Below are 20,358 nucleotides of genomic sequence, written 5' to 3'. Positions count from 1 at the left end.
CGATGAATGGCACCACCGGCCAGCCACCGACCGCGGTCACGGTGGCGGCCGTGGAGCCGTGGCGCGACCCGGCCGCGCAGCCGTTCGTGCGCATCGAGGGCGTGACCAAGACCTTCGGCAAGGTCTACGCCTGCGACGACGTCAGCCTGGACATCTACCGCGGCGAGTTCTTCGCGCTGCTGGGCGGCTCCGGCTCGGGCAAGAGCACCCTGCTGCGCATCCTCGCCGGCCTGGAGCAGCCCGACCGCGGGCGGATCCTGATCGACGGGGTCGACGTCACCCGCCTGCCGCCTTACAAGCGGTCGGTGAACATGATGTTCCAGAGCTACGCGCTGTTCCCGCACATGACGGTGGCGCAGAACATCGCCTTCGGCCTGCGCCAGGACAGGCTGCCGTCGGCGGAGATCCGCGACCGCGTGCAGCACATGCTGGAGCTGGTGCGGATGCCGCAGCTGGGCAACCGAAAGCCGCACCAGCTGTCGGGCGGCCAGCGCCAGCGCGTCGCCCTGGCCCGGGCGCTGGCCAAGCAGCCCAAGTTGCTGCTGCTCGACGAGCCGCTGGGCGCGCTCGACAAGCGCCTGCGCGAGCACACCCAGTTCGAGCTGGTGAACATCCAGGAGCGCGTGGGCACCACCTTCATCATGGTCACCCATGACCAGGAGGAGGCGATGACCATGTCCTCGCGCATCGCGGTCATGGACACCGGCGCGATCGTCCAGGTCTCCACCCCGGCGGTGCTCTACGAGTACCCGGCCACGCGGTTCGTGGCCGAGTTCATCGGCGGCATCAACCTGTTCGAGGGCCGGGTGCTGTCCAGCGACGAGGAGACCGGGATGGTGCGCATCCAGTGCGAGCACCTGGACGCCGAGCTGCTGGCCCGCCACACCGACCCGCTGCCGGAGGGCACCTCCGTCAGCATCGCGGTGCGGCCGGAAAAGATCGACGTGCACGAGGCGCCGCCGCCGCGCGGCACCGTCGCCACCGAGAACGTGGTGGAGGGCCGGGTCGCCGACGTCGCCTACCTGGGCGACGTGTCGATCTACCGGGTGAAGACCGCCTCCGGGGCGATCATCCGGGTCCAGGAAACCCATGTGGAACGCAGCTCCGAGCCACACTACGACTGGGACGACACCCTGTGGCTGTCCTGGGAGGCGGCCAGCGCGGTGGTGCTGACGGCATGAGCACGGCGCAGGCCTCCGGCGCGTGGGGGTTCTGGTTCGACGTGGTGCGGAACCTGTTCGGCTGGTTCCGCCTGGTCGGCCGGGAGTTCCGCACCCGCCGCGGGCGCTTCCTGGTGACCAGCCTGCCGATGCTGTGGCTGGGGCTGTTCTTCCTGGTCCCGTTCCTGATCGTGCTGAAGATCAGCTTCTCGCAGGCGGTGTTCGGCCAGGTGCCCCCGTACACGGAGCTGGTGGAAACCGCGGCCGACGGCGCGGTCTCGCTGCGCCTGCATGCGTCCAACTACGCGATGCTGCTGACCGACCCGCTGTACGTGCATGCGTACGTGAAGTCGCTGCTGTTCGCGTCGGTGTCGACCCTGTTCTGCCTGCTGCTCGGCTACCCGATCGCCTACGGGATCGCCCGGGCGCGCCCGTCCATGCGGCTGGTGCTGCTGGTGCTGGTGGTGCTGCCGTTCTGGACCAGCTCGCTGCTGCGCACCTATGCGCTGATGGGCATCCTCAAGGCCAACGGGCTGCTCGGGCAGGTGCTGTCGGCCATCGGGCTGGTGGAGCCGGGCTGGGGGATCCTCTACAGCGACGCGGCGGTGTACGTGGGCATCGTCTACAACTACCTGCCCTTCATGATCCTGCCGCTGACGGCCACGCTGATGCGGCTGGACTTCACCCTGCTGGAGGCGGCCGAGGACCTGGGGGCGAAACCCTGGCACGCCTTCATGCGCATCACCCTGCCGCTGTCCATGCCGGGCATCATCGCCGGCGCGCTGCTGGTGTTCATCCCGTCCGTCGGCGAATTCGTGATCCCCGACATCCTCGGCGGACCGGATGCGCTGACCATCGGCCGGGTGCTGTGGATCGAGTTCTTCACCAACCGTGACTGGCCGCTGGCGGCGGCGGTGACGATCGCCATGCTGGTACTGATCGTCGCCCCGACCCTGCTGTTCGAGTACGTGGAGAACCGCAGGGCCGACCGGGAGGCGGCCAACACATGAACCGCCGGCCGTTCGCCCTCTATACCGCGATGCTGGTCGGCTACGCCTTCCTGTACATCCCGATCTTCTCGGTCATCGCCTACTCGTTCAACGCCTCGCGGGTGTCGACGGTGTGGGGCGGCTTCTCGCTGCGCTGGTACGGCGAGCTGCTGGCCAACGAACAGCTGCTGGACGCGGTGCAGCGCAGCTTCACCATCGCCGCCATCACCGCCACCGCGGCGGTGGCGCTGGGCACCGCGAGCGGGCTGGCGCTGTCGCGCTTCGGGCGCTTCCCCGGGCGCGGGCTGCTGAGCCTGATGAACTCCGCGCCCATGGTCATGCCCGACGTGATGATCGGCCTTTCCTCGCTGCTGCTGTTCGTGACCCTGCAGCAGGCCTTCGACTGGCCCAGCCGGGGGATGACGACCATCACCCTGGCGCACATCACGCTGACCGCCTGCTACGTCACGGTGGTGGTGCGTTCGCGCATGACCTCCATGGACGAGAGCCTGGAGGAGGCGGCGATGGACCTGGGGGCGCGGCCCTGGCGGGTGTTCTTCGTGATCACCCTGCCGCTGATCGCACCGGCGCTGCTGGCCGGTTGGCTGCTGGCCTTCACCCTGTCCCTGGACGACCTGGTGATCGCCAGCTTCACCTCCGGACCGGGCTCGAGCACGCTGCCGATGGTGGTGTACTCCAAGGTCAAGCTCGGCGTGACCCCGGAGATCAATGCATTGGCGACGATCATCGTGGTCGCCGTGGCGCTGGGCGTCAGCCTGGCCGGCATCGCAATGCACCGCCGCGCCCGCAACGTACCCTGACGCCCACCCCGCCGCGGGGTCCGCAGCAGCCCCTACGCGCGGGTCAGCCGCCAGCTGCGGTGGATGCGGCCGTTGCGCTCGAAATCGGGCGGGATGGTCGAGCCCGTGATCTCCTCGATCCGGGCGAACTCCGCCACCGCGGCCTCGTCGAGCCGGAACCGGCGGAAGTTGTTCGAGAAGTACAGCACGCCCCCCGGTGCCAGCCGCGCCACCGCCGCGCGCAGCAGCCGGGCATGGACGGCCTGGATGTCGAAGTCGCCGGCGCGCTTGGAGTTGGAGAAGGTCGGCGGGTCGCAGAACACCAGGTCGTACTGGCCGCGGTCGGCCTCCAGCCAGGCCAGGGCATCGGCCTGCACCAGCTGGTGGCGGCTGCCGCCGATGCCGTTGAGGGCAAGGTTGTCGGCGCACCACTGCAGGTAGGTACCCGACAGGTCGACGGTGGTGGTCGACCTCGCCCGCCCCACCGCGGCGTGCACCGTGGCTGCGCCGGTGTAGCCGAACAGGTTGAGGAAGCGGGTGTCCCCGGCCTCGTCGGCGATGCGCAGGCGCATCGGCCGGTGGTCCAGGAACAGGCCGGTGTCCAGGTAGTCGAACAGGTTCACCCGCAGCAGCGCGTCGCCCTCGCGCACTTCCAGGAACTCGCCACGCTGGTCGAAACGGCCGTACTTGCTGCCGCCCTTGCCGCGGGCGCGCGTCTTCAGCGCCACCTGCTCGCGCGGGACCCCGAACACCTCGCGTGCGCCGGCCAGAAGCTCGTTGAGGCGACGGCGCTGCACGTCCTCCGGGATCGAGGCCGGGGCCGCGTACTCCTGCACGTGCAGGAAGGTGCGCGGGACGGGCTCGGCGGTCTGGTACACGTCGACGGCGGCGGCATACTCGGGCAGGTCCGCGTCGTAGGCGCGGAAGCAGGTGATGCCTTCCTGCCGGCGCCACGCCTTGAGCCGGCGCAGGTTCCGGCGCAGCCGGTTGGCGACCATCTGCGCGCCCTCGCCCAGCTGCACGGGCGCGTCGTCGCGCGCCGGGCGGACAGGAGCAACCGGGTCGGCCACGATCAGCGTGCACTCGATCGCGCCATTGAACAGCTGGTACTTCTTCTTCGCACGCAGCCCGGTGGCGTGGGCGAGCTCGGCGTCGCCGCACAGCAGGCTGGCGCTCCAGCCGGGCACGGCGCGGCGCAGCGCGTCACCCAGTTCCCGGTACAGCGCCGGATCCGCCGCCAGGCGCAGGTCGTACGGCGGGTTGCAGACGACCAGGCCGGGAGCGTCACCGTCGTTGCCGCGCACGCGCGAATCCATGGACGCGTCCCCGCCATCCTCCGGCGCCCCCGGGTTCCCGCCTTCGCGGGAGCGCGGAGCCAGCGCGAGCCGCGATACCGGCGCCACCTGCCAGTCGACCAGCCCGGCCAGTCCGGCCAGCACCTCGTTGTCGCGCGCGGCGGCGATCGCCCGCGGGTCGATGTCGCGGCCGGCGAACACCGGGCGCAGCGCGGCCCGTCCGGTGGACTCGCGGGTTCGCGCGTCTTCCAGCTGACGCTGCCATTCGGCTTCGTCGAAGCCCAGCCAGCGCGAGGGCGGGAAGCCGCCATGGCGCAGCAGCCCCGGGGCGACGTCCGCGGCCATGAGCGCGGCCTCGATCACCAGGGTGCCGCTGCCGCACATGGGGTCCAGCAGCCCGCCCCCGGCGGCGTACACCCCGGGCCAGCGGCCGCGCAGCAGCACGCCGGCGGCGAGGTTTTCCTTCAGCGGCGCCTCGCCCTGGTGGGCGCGCCAGCCGCGGCGGTGCAACGGCCCGCCACCGAGGTCGACCGACAGCACCGCCCGGCCCTTGCGCACCACCAGGTTCAGGCGCAGGTCCGGGTGCTCGGGGTCGACGTCGGGGCGGGCGCCGGTGGCCTGGCGCATCACGTCCACCACCGCGTCCTTGGCGCGCTGCGTGGCGTAGCGCGCGTGGGTGATGCCCTCGCCGGAGACATGGGCGTCGATCGCGAGGGTGTCGCCCGCGCCAAGGTGCTCCGGCCAGGCAACGGCGCCGACCCCGGCATACAGGGCGTCCGCGTCCGGGCACTCGAACTCCGCCAGCGGCCACAGCACGCGGCTGGCCAGGCGCGACCACAGCACCGCCCGCTGCGCGTCGGCCAGGGTGCCCTCCACGTTCACCCCGGCGATGGTGGCGGTGGCGCGCTCGCAGCCCAGGGCCTGCAGCTCGTCGGCGAGCAGGTACTCCAGGCCCTTGCCGCAGCTGGCGAAGAACTTCATCGCGCAGCCGCCGGGCCGGTGCCGGAATCCAGGCGGCGCAGCAGCTCGCCGAAGGCGAGCGCACTGGCCTCCACGTGGCCGGACAGCCGGTGCCGGTCGTCCACCATCAGCAGCGTGGCACGGCGCGCGTGCGCCCACGCGACGACATCCGCCGCGGGAATCAGCTCGTCGTCCCAGCCATGGATGATGCTGGTCGGCACCACGTCGGCATCGATCGGGTGCGCCTCCTCCAGCCGCACCGGGGGCGCCATCAGGAACAGCCCGGCCACGGGCACCAGCCGCGAGACGTGTCCGGAGATGTAGGCACCGAGGCTGGAGCCCGCCAGCACCAGCGGGCCACGCGACGCGGCGGCCTTCGCCAGGCCGTGCAGCCGCTGCAGCCGCGCCGGGACGTCGCCCAGCTCGCTGGCCTCGCGCCGGGCATCCAGGTCGGTGTAGTCGGGCCGCTCGTGGGTCCACCCCATCCGTTCCGCGGTTTCCGCGAGTGCGGTCACCTTGGTGGCGTCCGGGCCGCTCTCGAAACCATGGGAAAGGATGCAGTGGCCAGGCATGGCGGGACCGGGGATCGAGGGGGTTGCGATGCTAGCATCCGCCGCATGCCGCCCGACCCGCACCCGCCCGGCCTGCAGATCCAGCATCGGCCGCTGCCCTATGCCGACCGGCTGCAGCCGCGCGACCCGGCCACCATCGACCTAGTGGTCCTCCACTGCACCGAACTGCCCGACCTGGCCATGGCGCGCGAGTACGGCGAGCAAATCGTCCACCCGGGGTCGGGCACCGGCAACAGCGGCCACTTCTACGTGGACCGGGACGGCAGCGTGCACTGCTGGGTGCCGGTGGAGCGCACCGCCCACCACGTGCGCGACTGGAACGCCCGCAGCATCGGCATCGAACTGGTGAATTCAGGGCGCTACCCGGACTGGTGGGACTCGCGCCGGCAGGCCATGACGGAGCCCTACCCTGCTGCCCAGCTCGACGCCCTGGCGGCGCTGCTGGCGCAGCTGCAGGACGAGTGTCCGAACCTGCGGCGGATCACCGGCCACGAGGACCTGGACACCGGCACCGTGGAGGCCACCGACGCGCCCGGCACCCTGGTGCGGCGCAAGCTGGACCCGGGCCCGATGTTCCCGTGGCCGGAACTGCTCGCCCGCACCACGCTTGCGCGCTGGTTCCCCGGGGGCGCCGCACCCGCGCCGCTATAATGCGCGGTCCCCCACCCGGCCCGCCCCGCGCATGACCCCTCCCGCCACCGAGCTGGTCGAACTGCTCGCCCCCGAACGCCTCGAGGACAACCTGTTCCGGGGCCAGAGCCGGGACATCGGCACCAAGTACGTGTTCGGCGGCCAGGTGCTCGGGCAGGCGCTGGCGGCCGCGCAGGCCACGCTTGGCTCGCCGCGCGCGGCGCACTCGCTGCACGCGTATTTCCTGCGCGCCGGCAACATCGACGCGCCGATCGTCTACCAGCTCGACCGCACCCGCGACGGCGGCAGCTTCTCGGTGCGCCGGGTCACCGCGATCCAGCATGGCCAGGTGATCTTCTTCATGGCCGCCTCGTTCCAGGAAGAGGAAAAGGGCGCCGAGCACCAGCTGCCGATGCCCACGGTCCCGCCGCCGGAGGACATCGAGCCGGCCGATGCGGTGCCCGAGAAGGTGCTGGCGACGCTGCCGACCAAGGTGCAGCGCTGGCTGTCCCGCACCGGGCCGTTCGAGTTCCGCCACGTCTATCCGCGCGACGAGCTCAACCCGCCGCGGCGCCCGCCGCACCAGCACGTCTGGTTCCGCCTGTGCGACAAGGTCGGCGACGACCCGCAGCTGCACCAGGCGCTGCTGGCCTATGCCAGCGACTTCCAGCTGCTGGGCACGGCGACCTTCCCGCACGGCATCAGCTACTACCAGCCCAACGTGCAGATGGCGTCGCTGGACCACGCGCTGTGGTTCCACCGCCCGTTCCGGGTGGACGAGTGGCTGCTGTACTCCATCGACAGCCCCAGCGCGCAGGGTGCCCGCGGCCTGGCCCGCGGCCAGGTCTTCGACCGCAGCGGCAGGCTGGTCGCCAGCACCGCGCAGGAGGGGCTGATCCGGGTGGTCGACGATCCCGCGGCCGCGCGCGCCGTCCCGGCGAAGGGCTGAGCGGTGCGCGAGGTCTTCTCCAGCCCGCGGCTCGAGAACGTCGAGCAGGTCGCGAAGCTGCTGCGCGACGCCGGCATCGAGGTGCGCATCACCAACGGGCGCTCCTACCGCGGCAACCGCCGCAGCAACTTCAGCTACAGCGACCGCGCCCCGCAGCGCGCGTCGGTGTGGGTGATCCAGTCCGACCAGCAGCCGCGTGCGCGGGAGATGCTGCGCGAGGCCGGGCTGCTCGACACCACGCGCGCGGGTGCGCCGGTGTACACCTTCCAGAGCCGCCAGGAGGAAGCCGACCGCCCCGCGCGCCGCCGCATGCTGCTGGTCAAGACGGGGCTGTTGCTGGTGATCGCGGCGATCGGCGGCACCCTGCTGTTCAAGCTCGCCACCCAGGGGCCGCGCGAGCCGGAACTGGCGGCGGGGCCCTTCGACGGAACCGTCGGCGCGACCGTGCCCGGCGCCGCGCGCGCGGTGCTGGCGCAGGCCCTGGACGAGGTCGGGACCCCGATCGCGTGCCTGGGCGTGGACGGGGCCAGTGCGACCCCGGCCATCATCGACCCGCTGCGGCGCCCGGACGTGGTCCTGGTGCCGGCCAACCACTGCGTCGAGGTGGCCGACGAGGAGCAGGGCAGCTTCCACCCGGGTACCGGCCTGCCGGCCACCCTGCTTCGCGTGTCCGCCTTCCGCGCCTCCGGCGAGGAGTCCGCAACGGTGGAGATGGAGGCCTACCACCACCGTGGCTGGGCGACCTACAAGACGCTGCAGGTGGACCGCATCGACGGCCAATGGCAGGTCACCGACACCCTGCGGCACGTGGAGAGCCGCGGGCTGATCGGTTTCTAGCCCGCCGCCCGTACATGTAGTCCTCACCGGGCGTGGCTATGCTGCGCCGCATGGGCACCGACGCGTACCAGGACCCCGGCGACCTGCGCCTGTTCCACACCGGCGCGCACTCCTGCGGGTACTGGCCGGAGCGGACCGCCCGCGACCTGGTGCTGGACCCGCGCGACCCGCGCCTGCCGCGCTGGTACCCGATGGCGCTGGGCTGGGGCTTCCGCCGCTCCGGCGACATCCTCTACCGGCCGCACTGCGCGGGCTGCCGTGCCTGCGTCGCGGCGCGCATCCCGGTGCGGCGCTTCCGGCCCAGCCGCAGCCAGCGCCGCTGCCTGGCACGCAACGCGTCGGTGCAGTTGCGGGTGCAGCCGGCCACCCGTACCGACGAACAGCTCGCCCTGTACCAGCGCTACCTGCGTGCCCGCCACCGCGACGGCGGCATGGACACCCACGGCGCGGCGGAATTCGACCAGTTCCTCTCCGGAAGCTGGAACGACGGCCGCTTCCTGGAGCTGCGCGAGGACGGGCGCCTGCTCGCGGTGGCGGTGACGGACGTGGTCGAGTCTGCGCTGTCGGCGGTCTATACGTTCTACGAGCCCGGCATGGCAGGACGCGGGCTGGGGACGCTGGCGATCCTGCGCCAGCTCGAGTGGGCCCGCCAGCAGGGCCATCGCCACCTGTACCTGGGCTACTGGATCGCCGGGCATCCGAAAATGGAGTACAAGCGTCGCTTCCGCCCGCTTGAGATCCACGACGGACGCGCCTGGCGCGACCTGGAACCCGGAGACACTGCATGACCCTGCCGCCCCGCCGGCCCCGCGGTACCCGCCTGTCCACCCTCCTCCGCCGCCACTGGCCGCTGCTGGCCGTCGCTGGCCTGGCCGCGCTGGTCGCCGGCTGCGTGCGCATGAACGTGCATGGCGATCCCGACGCCTGGTCGAAGGCGATGCGCGAGCGCGCTCCGGTGCGGGTGGCGACCTACAACACCTCGCTGTATGCCGAACAGGCCGGCGGCCTCGTCGCGCGCCTTCGCGCGGGCGACGAGGCGGCGCGCAACGTCGCCGCGGTGCTGCAGCGGGTGCGGCCGGACGTGGTGCTGCTCAACGAGTTCGACTACGACGCCGCCGGCGAGGCCGCGACCCTGTTCCAGCGCCGCTACCTGGAGCAGCCGCAGGCGGGCGGCGGCGAACCGCTGCATTACCCGTACCGCTACCTGGCACCGGTCAACACCGGCGTGCCCAGCGGCCTGGACCTCGACCGGGACGGCAAGGTCGGCGGCGAGGGCCGCGAGCGCGGCAACGATGCCTGGGGCTACGGGCTGCACCCCGGGCAGTACGGGATGCTGGTGCTTTCGCGGCACCCGATCCAGGCCTCGCAGGTGCGCACGTTCCAGCTGCTTCCGTGGAGCGCGATGCCCGGCGCGCGCCAGCCGGTCGACCCCGGGACCGGTGCGCCGTGGTACCCCGAACCGGTCTGGCGCCAGCTGCGGCTGTCCTCGAAGTCGCACTGGGATGTGCCCGTCTCGACGCCCCTGGGCACCCTCCACCTGCTCGCCGCGCACCCCACCCCGCCGGTCTTCGACGGCCCCGAGGACCGCAACGGGCGCCGCAACGCCGACGAGATCCGGCTCTGGGCGGAGTACGTCGGAAACCGGCCCGCGCCCTGGCTGTGCGACGACACCGGGACCTGCGGCGGGCTCGCACCCGGCGCGCGCTTCGTGGTCGCGGGCGACTACAACGCGGACCCGCACGACGGGGACAGCGTATCCGGTGCGATCCGGCAGCTGCTGGAGCACCCGCGGATCAACGGCGACTTCGTGCCGCGCAGCCGGGGTGCGGTGGAGCGTGCACGCGAGCGCGGGCTGCCGCGGCAGGGCGACGTCGCCAGCCACACCGGCGACTTCGGCCCGCGGGGCGGCACGCTGCGGCTGGACTACGTGCTGCCCTCGCGCAACCTGGGGGTGCGCGACGGCGGGGTGTACTGGCCGGAGCCCGGCACCCCCGGAGCGGAGGTGGCCGGCGCCAGCGACCATTACCTGGTCTGGGTGGACGTCGCCGAGCCCTGATCGGCGGCCGTGCGCGGCCGGAAGCCGAAGCTGCCGTCGCCGCGGGTCGAGATGATCAGCCGGACCATGTTCGACGGCACCATCAGCTCGACTTCGACCGCTTCGCCGTCGGGTCCCTGGCAGTCCAGCGTCATCTCCAGCAGCGAACCCGCAGTGTCGATCTCGCGGCAGATGACGTGGGCCCGCTCGCCCTCGCCGTTGAGGAACATCTTCGCGTCGTCACCCAGCACCTCGAGCGCCTGGGGAAAGAAGTAGACCGAGTAGCGGTCGAGGACTCGTGGCTTCATCAAGGCTCCGTGCAGAGGTGGGAAGTCAGCGCAGGTGGATGCGCAGGCGGCTGGCGGCGGCGCGCGCCTTCGCGCGCGCCTGCTCGACGTCCGCGCCCAGCGCCAGGGTGACGGCGACGCGCCGCTTGCCCTCCACCCGCGGCTTGCCGAACAGCCGCAGCTGGGTGTCGGGCTCGGCGAGCGCCGCATCGACGCCTCCGAACACCGGCACGCCGTGGCCCTCGGCCAGCACCGCGCAGGAGGCGGACGGCCCGCGGCTGCGGATCACCGGCACCGGCAGCCCGAGGATCGCCCGGGCATGCAGCGCGAATTCGCTCAGGTCCTGCCCGGCCAGGGTGACCAGGCCGGTGTCATGCGGGCGTGGCGAGACCTCGCTGAACCAGACCTCGTCGCCCCGCACGAAGAACTCCATGCCGAACACGCCCCAGCCGCCGAGGTCCTCCGACAGCCTGCGGGCCATGTCCTGCGCCCGCTCCAGCGCCAGCGGCGACATCGGCTGTGGCTGCCAGCTCTCGCGGTAGTCACCGTCGACCTGGGTGTGGCCGATCGGCTCGCAGAAGGTCGTGCCGTCGCGATGGCGCACGGTCAGCAGGGTGATCTCGTAGTCGAAGTCCACGAAGCCCTCGACGATGACCCGCCCGCGCCCGGCGCGGCCGCCGGATTGCGCGTGGTCCCAGGCGGCCTCGACCTCGGCGGGCGTGCGCACCGTCGACTGCCCCTTGCCGGAGGAGGACATCACCGGCTTGACCACGCACGGCAGGCCGACCGCCCCGATCGCGTCGAGGTACTCCTCGCGGGTGTCGACGAAGCGGTAGCCGGAAGTCGGGATGCCGAGGGTCTCGGCGGCAAGCCGGCGGATGCCCTCGCGGTCCATGGTGAGCCAGGCGGCCCGGGCGGTCGGAATCACCCGCACGCCATCGCCGCGTCCGACGAACTCCTCCTCCAGCTCCACCAGGGTGCGGGTGTGGATGGCCTCGATCTCCGGCACCACCAGGTGCGGCCGCTCGCGCGCGACCAGCGCCCGCACCGCGGTGCCGTCCAGCATGTCCAGCACGTGGCTGCGGTGGGCGACCTGCATCGCCGGGGCATCGGGATAGCGGTCGGCGGCGACCACCTCCACCCCGAAGCGCTGCAGCTCCAGCGCGACTTCCTTGCCCAGCTCGCCCGACCCCAGCAACAGCACGCGCGTGGCATGGGGCGACAACGGCGTGCCGAGGGTCACGGAGCGGGCATGGGAACGGTCGGTCTCGGGCATCGAATCGCGGATCGGCTCGGGGGCGCCAAGTCTAGCGGCACAAGCTGGTGCCGCGCCGAGGTTACGCGGCACCGGGCGCCATGCGATGCTTCGCCCGATGCATGCCGCCCCGTCGCCCGCCCGCCCCCGCCTGCTCGTGGCCGCCCTGCTGGTACTGGTGCTGCTCGCCGGGTGCCGTGGCGAGTCCGGCACGGGCCTGTCGGGCGTGCTCATGGACATGCAGCTTCGCGAAGTCAGCGGCCTGGCCGCCTCGACCCGGCACCCTGGCGTGCTCTGGCTACACGACGACGGCGGCAACCCGGCACGGCTGTTCGCGGTCACCACTAGCGGCCGGCGCCTGGCGAGCTTCAACGTCGACGGCGTGGTCAAGACCGACTGGGAGGACATCGAGTCCTTCCAGCTCGAGGGGCGGAGCTACCTCCTCGTGGCCGACATCGGCGACAACGGCGGCCTGCGCCGCAGCCTGCAGCTGCACGTGTTCGAGGAGCCGGAGGAGCTCAGCAACGGACGCCTGAGCCCGGCCTGGTCCATCGCCTTCCGCTACCCGGACGGCGCGCGCGACGCCGAGGCGATCGCCGTCGATGCCGAGCGCGGGGAGGTGCTGCTGGTCTCCAAGAAGCGCCAGCCGCCGGAGCTGTTCGTACTGCCTTTGCATCCGCCCACCGTCCAGCTGCTCACCGCCCGGCCGCAGGGCACGCTCTACGGCATGCCGGGGCTGGACGAGGACACCGACACCAGCGGCCGCACCCCGCTGGCCAGGCAGGTCACCGCCGCTTCGGTGTCGCCCGACCGGCGCAGGCTCGCGGTGATGACCTACCGCCACCTGCTGCTCTATGAACGCCGGGAGGGGCAGGACTGGGCGAACGCCGTCACCGGAACTCCCGTGGTCCACGACCTTCCCTGGCTGCCCCAGGCCGAGGCGCTGGGCTGGTCCGCCGATGGCGAGGCGCTCTACGCGACGGGCGAGTTCATGCCGGCGCCGCTGTACCGCATCCTGCCCTGACTTGCAGTCACCCGCCGCGGCTGCTATCGGTAGCCGCCTGCCGGACCCGTCCGGTCCATCCCGCAAGGAGTTGCCCATGCGCATGTTGATCCCCGCCGCCCTCGCGGCTGCAATGCTCACCGCCCCGATGGCCGGCCACGCCGCCCCCCAGGCCGCGGCACCCGCCACCGCCCCGGCGGCAAGCGCGCAGCAGACGGCAATCCAGCTGCTGGACCGACTGGATGCGGGCGACTTCGCCGCGGTCGAGGCCAGCTTCACCGACCAGATGCGCCAGGAAGTGCCCGCGGACAAGCTGCGCGAGGTCTGGCAATCGCTCCCGCAGCAGCTCGGCGCGGCCACCGGTCGCGGCGCCCCGCAGACCGCCGAGCAGGGGGGCTACCAGGTGGTGATGGTCCCGCTGATGTACGAAGGCGGCGTCATCCTCGCCCAGACGGCGATCGACGCCGAGGGCCGGATCGCCGGCTTCCTGCTGCAGCCGGCCCAGCCCGCGCAGGCGCCGGGCCAGGCCCCGCCGGCGCCGCCGGAGTCCTGACCGGCCACCCCGGAAGCCGGCCCCGCGCCGGCTTCCTGCTTCCTGCGCGCTGGCGCCGGGCGGCATGCACCACTACCCTGCCCGCATGCGCGGCCAGCCCCAGGTCCTGTTCAACACCGGCGAGATCGAGATCTGGCCACGCGGCCTGTTGCGCGCACACGGCAACCAGGACGCCCGCGTGCTCGCGCGCGCCCGACACGTGCTGCGGCGCAAGCGCGACGGGCGCTACCTGGCCGCCGACCTCCCCGAAGGCGTGCTGCCCATGGTGGAGCGGCTCCCGCGCGAGCCGGGCATCGGGGACGCCCTGGACCTGCTGGACGCGATCCATGCCGCACCGCCGGCGCGGGCACGCGCGATGGCCAGCGACGTGGACCAGCTGCCCCTGTCCCGGCTCCAGGAACGCCTGCACCAGCTCGGCCTGGACGAGGCACGCTACGCTGCGGAGACCGGGCTGGAGCTGGTTCCCGAACCCACCCGTCTCTCCCTCGCCGGCTTCGACCGCTACCGGCGCCCATTGTGGCTGGCGGCCCCGGCTGCCCGCGCCTGGGACCACCTGCGCCGTGCGGCATGGGCCGACGGCATCGCCCTGGAAGCCATCTCCGGCTACCGCAGCCACGCGTACCAGCTCGGCATCTTCCAGCGGAAGCGGGACCGGGGGCAGGACATGGCACGGATCCTGGCGGTCAACGCCGCGCCGGGTTTCAGCGAACACCATTCCGGCCTGGCCCTGGACCTGTCCTGCCCCGGGGAGCCGCCGGCGGAGGAGTCGTTCGAGTCCACCCCGGCTTTCGAGTGGCTGCGTGGCAACGCCGCCGCGCACGGGTTCCACATGAGCTATCCGCGCGACAACCCGCACGGCATCATCTACGAGCCGTGGCACTGGCGCTTCAAGGACGCCTGACATCGATGCAGGAAGGAATGATCCCCGCGCTGGTGGTCGCCGCCAGCAGCTTCCCCGCGTTCCTGATGGCGCGCAGCTTCGCCCGCCAGCAACCGCGCCTGGCCACCCTGCTGCGGCTGGCGGCGCTTGCCATGCTCGCCGGGGGCGCCGGGCTGGCGTGGGCGGCGGGCGACGAGACCCGCACCCTCGCCGTGGCGGTGGTGCTGGCGCTGGCCATCAATGGCCTCGGTATCTTCATCCTGTTCGACTACCTGCGCCGCCGCGGTCCCCGCTGAGCGGGACCGGGCGCGCCCGCGCAACTACTCCTGCGAGCGCGGCGTAGGCTTGTCGCCGCCCTTCCCGGAGGCCGCGTCCGCGATCCGCCACAGGTACAGGCCGGCATAGGTCCGCCAGGGCCCCCACCGCTCTCCACGCGTGGCGGTCTCGCGCGGCGTCGGCAGCTGCTCCAGCCTGTCGACGACCTGCAGGCCCTTGCGGATGCCGAGGTCGTCGACGGGCAGGACGTCCGGCCGGCCGAGCCGGAACATCAGCATCATTTCCACGGTCCAGCGGCCGATGCCGCGGATCGCCACCAGCGCGTCGACGATCGCCTGCTCGTCCATCCAGGCCAGCCGGCGTGGTCCCGGGATGGCGCCGTCTTCCTCGCGCCGCGCCAGGTCGCGCAGGGCCAGGATCTTGTTGCCCGACACGCCGCAGGCGCGCAGCGTCGCGTCGTCCACCCGGCCCAGGGTGTCGGCGTGCAGCCGGCCGCTGCCGATCGCCTGTTCCACCCGGCCGGTGATGGTGGCGGCGGCCTTGCCGCTGAGCTGCTGGTAGAGGATCGAGCGCGCCAGCGCATCCACGGGATCGAAGCCCCGCTTCCAGCGCGGGTCCGGCGGGATGGGGCCGATCCGCTCCAGCCACGGCGCCAGCCTGCGGTCCCGCTGCAGGTGGGTCCGTGCCGCCTCCGTGTCGAAGCCGCGCCGGTACCGGGCCATGTCAGCGCCGCGCCGCGTCGACGGCCCAAGCCAGCCAGGCGGCCATCATCAGCATCCCGCCCAGCGGCGCGGCCGCGGAGGACCAGCCCAGCAGGCGGGCCGCGGTGACGCTGCCGGAGAACAGCAGGGTGCCCATCAGCAGCGCGGCCAGCGCAAGGCGGCCAAGCCGCCGCGGCGTGCGCGGGGCCAGCGCGGCCAGCGCGATGCCGTGCCCGAACAGGAACAGCGCCGCTGACTGCAGCGCCTCGCGCGCATCCGGTGCGCCGGCGTGGGAGGCATAGGCCGCCAGGCCCACCGACAGGGCCGCCATCACCGCGCCCACCGGTGCCAGCGCCCGTCCGGCGCCGCCGATCCCGTCCACCGCCTGTCCCATGGTCTTTTCCCTTGCCGCAAAGAAAAAGGCGCGCCGTGGTTGCCCACGGCGCGCCCGATGTTACCGCCAGCCAGGCCCTCGGCTCAGCGCAGGCCCCAGTAGGCCCGGAACTCGCCTTCCTCGGTGAAGCTGTCGTCGATCCCCTTGATCCACTCCTCGTACGGACGGCCGGAGGTCTCGTGGCCCTGGGTCAGCACCCAGGCGCGCAGGGTGTCGCGCACCCGCGGCAGGGTCGCCATGTGGCCCTCGAAGGGAACCACCGCCTCGCGCTGGGCCTCGACGAAGACGTGCTCGACCGGGCCTTCCAGCTCGATGTCCAGCTTGCCGGCGGGGGCCGCGGCCTCGGCGACCTCCGTGGTGGCCTCCTCGCCTTCCTCGCCTTCCGCCTCGTCGCCGGCCGAGTCGCCCTTCGGGCGGACCGGCTGGGCCACGTCGAAGGAGTAGTTCTCGGCGCCGAACTCGTTGGTGATGATGCGCAGCGGACCGTCGGCCTCCAGGTCGTTGGCCTCCATGACCTTGTCGATCCACTGCATGTTGTTCTTCATGGTGCGCATGACGACGTCGTTGTTGCGCTCCACGGCCGCCGTGACCACCAGCAGGTTGACCGCCGGGCGGTCGACGAACTCCGGTGCGACCTCGAACTCGGTATAGTCATAGTTCGGCACCGCGGCCAGCATGTTGGACAGGCGCTGCAGGCTCATCTTCATCGCCTCGCCCACGCCCGAGCTCACGTACAGGCCCGAGTAGCGGCCCAGCAGGTTCATCCCGTAGTCGACGTCGTAGGTCTGGGTGATGCGGACGTTGCGGTTGTTCCGGCCGGTCGGCGTCAGGGTGTAGGTGGTGCGCTTGTTCTCGCCCCGCTCCTCGTCCTCGATGACGAAGCTCACGCTCTTGTTCGGGACCACGTCCACGATCTCCCAGCTGCCCTCGCCCAGGCCGTCCTCTTCGGAGGTGTACTCCAGGCGGGCGCCGACGCCGGACGGCGGGTCGGAGATGCGGATCTGCATGTTCGGATCGCGCAGCGGCAGCACGTTCCAGTGCGTGAACCGGTTGAAGCTGCTGATCGTGTCGAACACGATCGGCAACCTGCGGTTGGTCTCGACCGAGTGCTCGACATGGCGCTTCGACGGCAGCATGAAGCCGACGATCACGAACAGGACGGCCACGATGGCCAGCGAAATCAGGAATTCAATGAAGCGGGTCATGTGTTCTCCAGGGCCGGACCCGGGATGGGACGAGGGCGCAGACCGGCAATGCTAGCAAGGTTGCCCGGTCCGGCGCAGCCTCGGGGAGCCATGCCGAATCGGGTCTTTCGCCGGCGTTACACCAGTTTCAGCTCGAATGCCTTCAGTACCGCGCGGGTGCGGTCGCGCACGCCCAGCTTGGACAGGATGTTCGAGACGTGGTTCTTGATGGTTCCCTCGGCCACGCCGAGCGAATTGGCGATCTCCTTGTTGGAGAACCCCCCTGCCATCAGCCGCAGGATCTCCGTTTCGCGTTCGGTGAGCGGGTCGGGCTGGTCGAGGCTGACGAACTGGTTGCGCATGTGCTCCAGCCCCGACAACAGCCGCTGGCTCATCGCCGGCTGCACCAGCGAGCCGCCGGCGGCGACGGTCTGGATGGCGTTGACCAGCTGCTCCAGGGACACGTCCTTGAGCAGGAACCCCTTGGCGCCGACCTTCAGCCCGGCCAGCACCAGCTGGTCGTCGTCGAAGGTGGTCAGGATGATGGTGGGCGGGAGCTGGCCGTCGCGCGCCAGCGCCTGCAGCGCCTCCAGCCCGGACATCACCGGCATCCGCATGTCCATCAGCACCACGTCGGGCCGGACCTCCGGAACCATCTCCACGGCCTGCCTGCCATCGGAGGCCTCGGCCACCACCTCGATCCCCTCCGCCAGCGACAGCAGCGAACGAACGCCCTGCCGGACCAGCGTCTGGTCGTCCACCAGCATTACCCGCACAGGTCCACTCATGCCCTTGCCCCTTGCCCCGCGGCGTCCAGGTTCGCCGACGCCGGCATTTCGATATGCAGGCGGAAACCCGCCCGCGCCCCTGTTTCGATCCGCAGGGTCCCGCCCACCTGGGCGAGCCGCTCGCGCATCCCCTGCAGGCCGTTGCCCGCCTCCAGCTGCTCCGCGCCCCGGCCGTCGTCGCGCGCGTCCATCCGCACCCTGCCGCCTTCCAGCCTGGCGCTGAGCCACAGGTTGCCGGCACCGGCGTGGCGCACCACGTTGGTGATGATCTCCTGCGTGCAGCGCAGCAGCACGTGGGCGCGCTCCGGATCGTCCAGCATCAGTGGCGACTGGATGTCCATGTGGATGTCCAGCGCCGGCACGTTCTCGGCCAACGGCCGCAGCGCCGCCGACAGGTCGATGGTACCGCCCTCGCGCAGCTGGCTCACTGCCTCCCGCACGTCGGTCAGCAGCAGCCGGGCCAGGGTATGGGCCTGCTGCACGTGTTCGCGCGCACGCCCCTCCGCCAGGTGCCCGGCGACCTCCAGGTTCAGGCTCAGGGCGGTCAGGTGGTGGCCCAGCAGGTCGTGCAGCTCGCGGGAAATGCGGGTGCGCTCGTTGACCCGCGCACTCTCGGCCAGCAGCCGGCGCGTCGCCCGGAGCTCGGCGTTGAGCCGGCGCTGCTCCTCGCGCGCCTCGGTCTGCTGCCGGGCCACCAGCGCGGTCACGAACACGAAACTGGAGAACCCGGCGTAGAGCAGCGACTGCGCCGCGGCGATCAGCAGCGGGAAACCGAGCACGTTCACCCACACCGGGATGGCGGCCAGGTTGCTGCCGACCAGCCAGGCCACGCCCGATCGCACCGGCACCAGCCAGGGCAGCAGGCCGGCCATGACCATCAGCAGGACGCTGCCCAGGCCGGAACCGGAGAACACGCTGACGCCGATCGCGCAGGCGGTGAGCACCAGCAGCGCGACGTTGTCGAGCATCCCGTGGCGCCGCCGCCCCAGGTCGCGGCTGATCCACCAGTAGACGATGCCGAAGCTCAGGTACAGCGCCGTCCAACGCGCGACCAGCACGCCGAAGGGATGTCCCCCGCCCTGCAGCAGTTCGTCGACGGCGCGCGGGTCCAGCCACAGCTGCACCAGCCACACGCCGGTGATCGCCCAGGTGAACAGGCCGGCCCAGCGCAGCAGTCGGGTGTGGTTCAGCGGACCGATCATCACGGCATCCTAACGGGATTCCGGCGCGGCGCGGACCCGTCGCCACGCGGACATGAACAGGCATGCGGCACCCGCGGGCGGACCGGTCGTTGTCGCGGCGGCGGAACCGCCCATGCGATAATCGCCCCGATCGCAGCCCCTGCGATTCGTCCCACCCTGGAGATCGGAATGTCGATCGTCATCCGCGACGTGCGCGAGCACGAGCTGGATTCCGTCCTGGCCCTCAACAACGCTGCAGGCCCCACGATCCTCCCGCTGGACGCGGCGCGGCTGCGCCACTTCTTCGAGACCGCCGAGTACTTCCGCGTCGCCGAGCGCGACGGCAACCTCGCCGGCTTCCTGATCGGCGTCGGCAGCGACAGCGCGCATGATTCGAGCAACTTCCGCTGGTTCCGCGAGCGCCACGACGACTTCTTCTACATCGACCGCGTGGTCGTCGCCAGCCGCCGCCGCGGTGGCGGCGTGGGCCGCGCGTTCTACGCTGACGCGCAGAGCTACGCCGAACCGCGCTACCCGATGGTGGCCTGCGAGGTCTTCCTGGAGGACGGCTCCAACCCGGTCCTGCTGTTCCACGGCAGCTTCGGCTTCCGCGAGGTCGGCCAGCACGTCATGCCCGACACCGGTCGCCGCGCCGCGATGCTGATGAAGGACCTGGAAAGCCACGCCTGGATCGCCGGTACCTACGGCGACGGGCTTCCCGATGTCCCGTGGCTGCGCTCCCGGGAACTGCCCGCCGGCGGGCAGGAGGCACCGCGCTCGACCGGAACCGACGCATGAGCACCGCCCCGATGGACTACGAGCAGGCCGGCGAACTGAAGATCGGGCAGGTCGGCATCGCCAACCTGCGCATCCGCACCCTGGACGTCGAAAGGCTGGCGCAGGAGATGACCGCGCGCGTCCGCCGTGCCCCGGCCATGTTCGACCGCGCGGCGATCGTGCTCGACTTCGGCGGGCTGAGCCAGGTGCCCGACGCGGCCACCGCCCGCGGACTGATCGAGGCCCTGCGGGGCGCGGGCGTGCTGCCCATCGCGCTGGCCTACGGCAGCAGCGACACCGACCGGCTCGCCCGCGAACTCGGCCTGCCGCTGCTGGCCAAGTTCCGCGCGGCCTACGAGCAGGGCGCGGGGGAACCGCCGGCCCGGCCCGCGCCCGCCCCCTCGCCCGCCCCGGCTGCCGCCGCGCCGGAGCCGGCGCCCGCGCCACGCGCTGCCACGCCGACCGCCAGCCCCGGGCTGGTGCACGCGCCGCTGGTGCGCTCCGGCCAGCAGGTGTACGCCGACAACCGCGACCTCACCGTGCTGGCCGGCGTCAGCGCCGGTGCCGAGGTGATCGCCGACGGCTCGGTGCACATCTACGGGCCGCTGCGCGGGCGCGCCCTCGCCGGCGCACAGGGCAACGAGCAGGCCCGCATCTTCTGCCGCGAGTTCCACGCCGAGCTGGTCGCGATCGCCGGCCATTACAAGGTGATGGACGACCTGCCAGCCGGGCTGCGCGGCAAGGCCGTGCAGGTGTGGCTGGAGGACGGCCAGCTCTGCGTTGAGGCACAGGGAACACAGTGAGCCCGAAAACGGGCATCCTGTCGCAGTCCCGCGGCCCGTCCGCGGCAAG

The 20,358-nt window shown here is 71.9% G+C and carries 23 protein-coding genes; 14 read left to right on the top strand and 9 right to left on the bottom strand.

The window, feature by feature from the left end; genetic code table 11:
* The first annotated feature begins 2 nt into the window (after nucleotides 1-2).
* The 3 genes from G545_RS0110090 to G545_RS0110080 are packed head-to-tail and all read left to right on the top strand — an operon-like array spanning nucleotide 3 to nucleotide 2,970.
* Nucleotides 3-1,181 (top strand): ABC transporter ATP-binding protein, encoded by a 1,179-nt coding sequence (locus G545_RS0110090; protein WP_052106575.1) that lies wholly within the window; start codon nucleotides 3-5, stop codon nucleotides 1,179-1,181.
* Nucleotides 1,178-2,170: an ABC transporter permease subunit gene (locus tag G545_RS14405; RefSeq protein WP_154656567.1), complete on the top strand. Its 993-nt coding sequence runs from the start codon at nucleotides 1,178-1,180 to the stop codon at nucleotides 2,168-2,170. The genes G545_RS0110090 and G545_RS14405 overlap by 4 nt, the downstream gene beginning before the upstream one ends.
* Complete coding sequence (locus G545_RS0110080) at nucleotides 2,167-2,970, top strand: ABC transporter permease subunit (RefSeq protein ID WP_027070275.1); 804 nt, start codon at nucleotides 2,167-2,169, stop codon at nucleotides 2,968-2,970. Before G545_RS14405 ends, G545_RS0110080 begins: the two co-directional genes overlap by 4 nt.
* Before the next feature lie 32 nt (nucleotides 2,971-3,002).
* Here G545_RS0110080 and rlmKL read toward each other — a convergent pair whose 3' ends face one another.
* A complete protein-coding gene (gene rlmKL, locus G545_RS0110075) occupies nucleotides 3,003-5,225 on the bottom strand; it encodes a bifunctional 23S rRNA (guanine(2069)-N(7))-methyltransferase RlmK/23S rRNA (guanine(2445)-N(2))-methyltransferase RlmL (RefSeq protein ID WP_027070274.1) in 2,223 nt (740 codons plus the stop codon).
* A complete protein-coding gene (locus tag G545_RS0110070) occupies nucleotides 5,222-5,776 on the bottom strand; it encodes an alpha/beta hydrolase (protein ID WP_036137200.1) in 555 nt (184 codons plus the stop codon). Before G545_RS0110070 ends, rlmKL begins: the two co-directional genes overlap by 4 nt.
* A gap of 45 nt (nucleotides 5,777-5,821) precedes the next feature.
* Between G545_RS0110070 and G545_RS0110065 the strand changes: the two genes are divergently transcribed.
* The 5 genes from G545_RS0110065 to G545_RS0110045 are packed head-to-tail and all read left to right on the top strand — an operon-like array spanning nucleotide 5,822 to nucleotide 10,248.
* Nucleotides 5,822-6,427, top strand: a complete 606-nt coding sequence (locus G545_RS0110065; protein WP_027070272.1) for an N-acetylmuramoyl-L-alanine amidase — start codon at nucleotides 5,822-5,824, stop codon at nucleotides 6,425-6,427.
* 31 nt (nucleotides 6,428-6,458) lie between these two features.
* Entirely contained in the window at nucleotides 6,459-7,355 is an 897-nt protein-coding gene (tesB, locus tag G545_RS0110060; protein ID WP_027070271.1) for an acyl-CoA thioesterase II, read from the top strand.
* Between the two features lie 3 nt (nucleotides 7,356-7,358).
* Complete coding sequence (locus tag G545_RS15665; protein WP_052106770.1) at nucleotides 7,359-8,192, top strand: hypothetical protein; 834 nt, start codon at nucleotides 7,359-7,361, stop codon at nucleotides 8,190-8,192.
* 50 nt (nucleotides 8,193-8,242) lie between these two features.
* A complete protein-coding gene (locus G545_RS0110050) occupies nucleotides 8,243-8,980 on the top strand; it encodes an arginyltransferase (RefSeq protein ID WP_027070270.1) in 738 nt (245 codons plus the stop codon).
* Nucleotides 8,977-10,248 carry an endonuclease/exonuclease/phosphatase family protein gene (locus G545_RS0110045; RefSeq protein WP_052106769.1) on the top strand — a complete coding sequence of 424 codons (1,272 nt, stop codon included), beginning with the start codon at nucleotides 8,977-8,979 and terminating at the stop codon, nucleotides 10,246-10,248. The genes G545_RS0110050 and G545_RS0110045 overlap by 4 nt, the downstream gene beginning before the upstream one ends.
* Here the strand turns inward: G545_RS0110045 and G545_RS0110040 are convergent.
* Both G545_RS0110040 and purT read right to left on the bottom strand, forming a co-directional pair.
* Nucleotides 10,215-10,535, bottom strand: a complete 321-nt coding sequence (locus G545_RS0110040) for a hypothetical protein (protein WP_027070268.1) — start codon at nucleotides 10,533-10,535, stop codon at nucleotides 10,215-10,217. The genes G545_RS0110045 and G545_RS0110040 overlap by 34 nt on opposite strands.
* 25 nt (nucleotides 10,536-10,560) lie before the next feature.
* A complete protein-coding gene (gene purT / locus G545_RS0110035) occupies nucleotides 10,561-11,790 on the bottom strand; it encodes a formate-dependent phosphoribosylglycinamide formyltransferase (RefSeq protein ID WP_052106768.1) in 1,230 nt (409 codons plus the stop codon).
* Between the two features lie 97 nt (nucleotides 11,791-11,887).
* Between purT and G545_RS15735 the strand changes: the two genes are divergently transcribed.
* From G545_RS15735 to G545_RS0110015, 4 genes are all read left to right on the top strand, one after another.
* On the top strand, nucleotides 11,888-12,793 hold the full coding sequence (locus G545_RS15735; RefSeq protein ID WP_052106767.1) for a hypothetical protein: 906 nt from the start codon (nucleotides 11,888-11,890) through the stop codon (nucleotides 12,791-12,793).
* 76 nt (nucleotides 12,794-12,869) lie between these two features.
* Nucleotides 12,870-13,325, top strand: coding sequence for a DUF3887 domain-containing protein (locus tag G545_RS15730; protein ID WP_027070266.1), 456 nt, complete (start codon nucleotides 12,870-12,872; stop codon nucleotides 13,323-13,325).
* Nucleotides 13,326-13,410: 85 nt separating this feature from the next.
* A complete protein-coding gene (locus G545_RS0110020; protein ID WP_027070265.1) occupies nucleotides 13,411-14,226 on the top strand; it encodes a M15 family metallopeptidase in 816 nt (271 codons plus the stop codon).
* A 5-nt stretch (nucleotides 14,227-14,231) separates the two neighbouring features.
* The gene (locus G545_RS0110015; RefSeq protein WP_154656566.1) at nucleotides 14,232-14,501 is read left to right on the top strand and encodes a hypothetical protein; all 270 of its coding nucleotides are present in this window, start codon (nucleotides 14,232-14,234) and stop codon (nucleotides 14,499-14,501) included.
* Between the two features lie 24 nt (nucleotides 14,502-14,525).
* Here G545_RS0110015 and G545_RS0110010 read toward each other — a convergent pair whose 3' ends face one another.
* The 5 genes from G545_RS0110010 to G545_RS0109990 all read right to left on the bottom strand — a co-directional run bounded on the left by G545_RS0110010 (nucleotide 14,526) and on the right by G545_RS0109990 (nucleotide 18,750).
* A complete protein-coding gene (locus G545_RS0110010; RefSeq protein ID WP_027070263.1) occupies nucleotides 14,526-15,203 on the bottom strand; it encodes a DNA-3-methyladenine glycosylase family protein in 678 nt (225 codons plus the stop codon).
* Nucleotide 15,204: 1 nt separating this feature from the next.
* Nucleotides 15,205-15,576, bottom strand: a complete 372-nt coding sequence (locus G545_RS0110005) for a DUF423 domain-containing protein (protein ID WP_052347312.1) — start codon at nucleotides 15,574-15,576, stop codon at nucleotides 15,205-15,207.
* Nucleotides 15,577-15,659: 83 nt separating this feature from the next.
* The gene (locus G545_RS0110000; RefSeq protein ID WP_027070261.1) at nucleotides 15,660-16,781 is read right to left on the bottom strand and encodes a polyketide cyclase; all 1,122 of its coding nucleotides are present in this window, start codon (nucleotides 16,779-16,781) and stop codon (nucleotides 15,660-15,662) included.
* Between the two features lie 116 nt (nucleotides 16,782-16,897).
* Nucleotides 16,898-17,548 (bottom strand): response regulator, encoded by a 651-nt coding sequence (locus tag G545_RS0109995; RefSeq protein WP_036138967.1) that lies wholly within the window; start codon nucleotides 17,546-17,548, stop codon nucleotides 16,898-16,900.
* Entirely contained in the window at nucleotides 17,545-18,750 is a 1,206-nt protein-coding gene (locus G545_RS0109990; protein ID WP_027070259.1) for a sensor histidine kinase, read from the bottom strand. The genes G545_RS0109995 and G545_RS0109990 overlap by 4 nt, the downstream gene beginning before the upstream one ends.
* 168 nt (nucleotides 18,751-18,918) lie before the next feature.
* On the opposite strand from G545_RS0109990, the gene G545_RS0109985 reads away from it, so the two are divergent.
* Nucleotides 18,919-19,527 (top strand): GNAT family N-acetyltransferase, encoded by a 609-nt coding sequence (locus G545_RS0109985; protein ID WP_027070258.1) that lies wholly within the window; start codon nucleotides 18,919-18,921, stop codon nucleotides 19,525-19,527.
* Nucleotides 19,524-20,309, top strand: a complete 786-nt coding sequence (gene minC / locus G545_RS0109980) for a septum site-determining protein MinC (protein ID WP_027070257.1) — start codon at nucleotides 19,524-19,526, stop codon at nucleotides 20,307-20,309. The genes G545_RS0109985 and minC overlap by 4 nt, the downstream gene beginning before the upstream one ends.
* Nucleotides 20,310-20,358: the final 49 nt, after the last annotated feature.

It is taken from the genome of Lysobacter defluvii IMMIB APB-9 = DSM 18482 (assembly GCF_000423325.1).
GTDB classification, from domain to species: Bacteria; Pseudomonadota; Gammaproteobacteria; order Xanthomonadales; family Xanthomonadaceae; genus Novilysobacter; species Novilysobacter defluvii.
This window is presented reverse-complemented; position numbering and strand designations above follow the sequence as displayed.

Coding starts and splice junctions, on each gene's coding strand:
- G545_RS0110080 (WP_027070275.1), top strand. CDS start 2,167: ATGAACCGCCGGCCGTTCGCCCTCTATACCGCGATGCTGGTCGGCTAC.
- G545_RS0109985 (WP_027070258.1), top strand. CDS start 18,919: ATGTCGATCGTCATCCGCGACGTGCGCGAGCACGAGCTGGATTCCGTC.
- G545_RS15735 (WP_052106767.1), top strand. CDS start 11,888: ATGCATGCCGCCCCGTCGCCCGCCCGCCCCCGCCTGCTCGTGGCCGCC.
- G545_RS0110070 (WP_036137200.1), bottom strand. CDS start 5,776: ATGCCTGGCCACTGCATCCTTTCCCATGGTTTCGAGAGCGGCCCGGAC.
- G545_RS0109990 (WP_027070259.1), bottom strand. CDS start 18,750: ATGATCGGTCCGCTGAACCACACCCGACTGCTGCGCTGGGCCGGCCTG.
- G545_RS0110020 (WP_027070265.1), top strand. CDS start 13,411: ATGCGCGGCCAGCCCCAGGTCCTGTTCAACACCGGCGAGATCGAGATC.
- G545_RS0110005 (WP_052347312.1), bottom strand. CDS start 15,576: ATGGGACAGGCGGTGGACGGGATCGGCGGCGCCGGACGGGCGCTGGCA.
- minC (WP_027070257.1), top strand. CDS start 19,524: ATGAGCACCGCCCCGATGGACTACGAGCAGGCCGGCGAACTGAAGATC.
- G545_RS15730 (WP_027070266.1), top strand. CDS start 12,870: ATGCGCATGTTGATCCCCGCCGCCCTCGCGGCTGCAATGCTCACCGCC.
- G545_RS0110010 (WP_027070263.1), bottom strand. CDS start 15,203: ATGGCCCGGTACCGGCGCGGCTTCGACACGGAGGCGGCACGGACCCAC.
- G545_RS0110000 (WP_027070261.1), bottom strand. CDS start 16,781: ATGACCCGCTTCATTGAATTCCTGATTTCGCTGGCCATCGTGGCCGTC.
- G545_RS0109995 (WP_036138967.1), bottom strand. CDS start 17,548: ATGAGTGGACCTGTGCGGGTAATGCTGGTGGACGACCAGACGCTGGTC.
- rlmKL (WP_027070274.1), bottom strand. CDS start 5,225: ATGAAGTTCTTCGCCAGCTGCGGCAAGGGCCTGGAGTACCTGCTCGCC.
- purT (WP_052106768.1), bottom strand. CDS start 11,790: ATGCCCGAGACCGACCGTTCCCATGCCCGCTCCGTGACCCTCGGCACG.
- G545_RS0110090 (WP_052106575.1), top strand. CDS start 3: ATGAATGGCACCACCGGCCAGCCACCGACCGCGGTCACGGTGGCGGCC.
- G545_RS0110065 (WP_027070272.1), top strand. CDS start 5,822: ATGCCGCCCGACCCGCACCCGCCCGGCCTGCAGATCCAGCATCGGCCG.
- G545_RS0110045 (WP_052106769.1), top strand. CDS start 8,977: ATGACCCTGCCGCCCCGCCGGCCCCGCGGTACCCGCCTGTCCACCCTC.
- tesB (WP_027070271.1), top strand. CDS start 6,459: ATGACCCCTCCCGCCACCGAGCTGGTCGAACTGCTCGCCCCCGAACGC.
- G545_RS14405 (WP_154656567.1), top strand. CDS start 1,178: ATGAGCACGGCGCAGGCCTCCGGCGCGTGGGGGTTCTGGTTCGACGTG.
- G545_RS0110015 (WP_154656566.1), top strand. CDS start 14,232: ATGCAGGAAGGAATGATCCCCGCGCTGGTGGTCGCCGCCAGCAGCTTC.
- G545_RS0110050 (WP_027070270.1), top strand. CDS start 8,243: ATGGGCACCGACGCGTACCAGGACCCCGGCGACCTGCGCCTGTTCCAC.
- G545_RS0110040 (WP_027070268.1), bottom strand. CDS start 10,535: ATGAAGCCACGAGTCCTCGACCGCTACTCGGTCTACTTCTTTCCCCAG.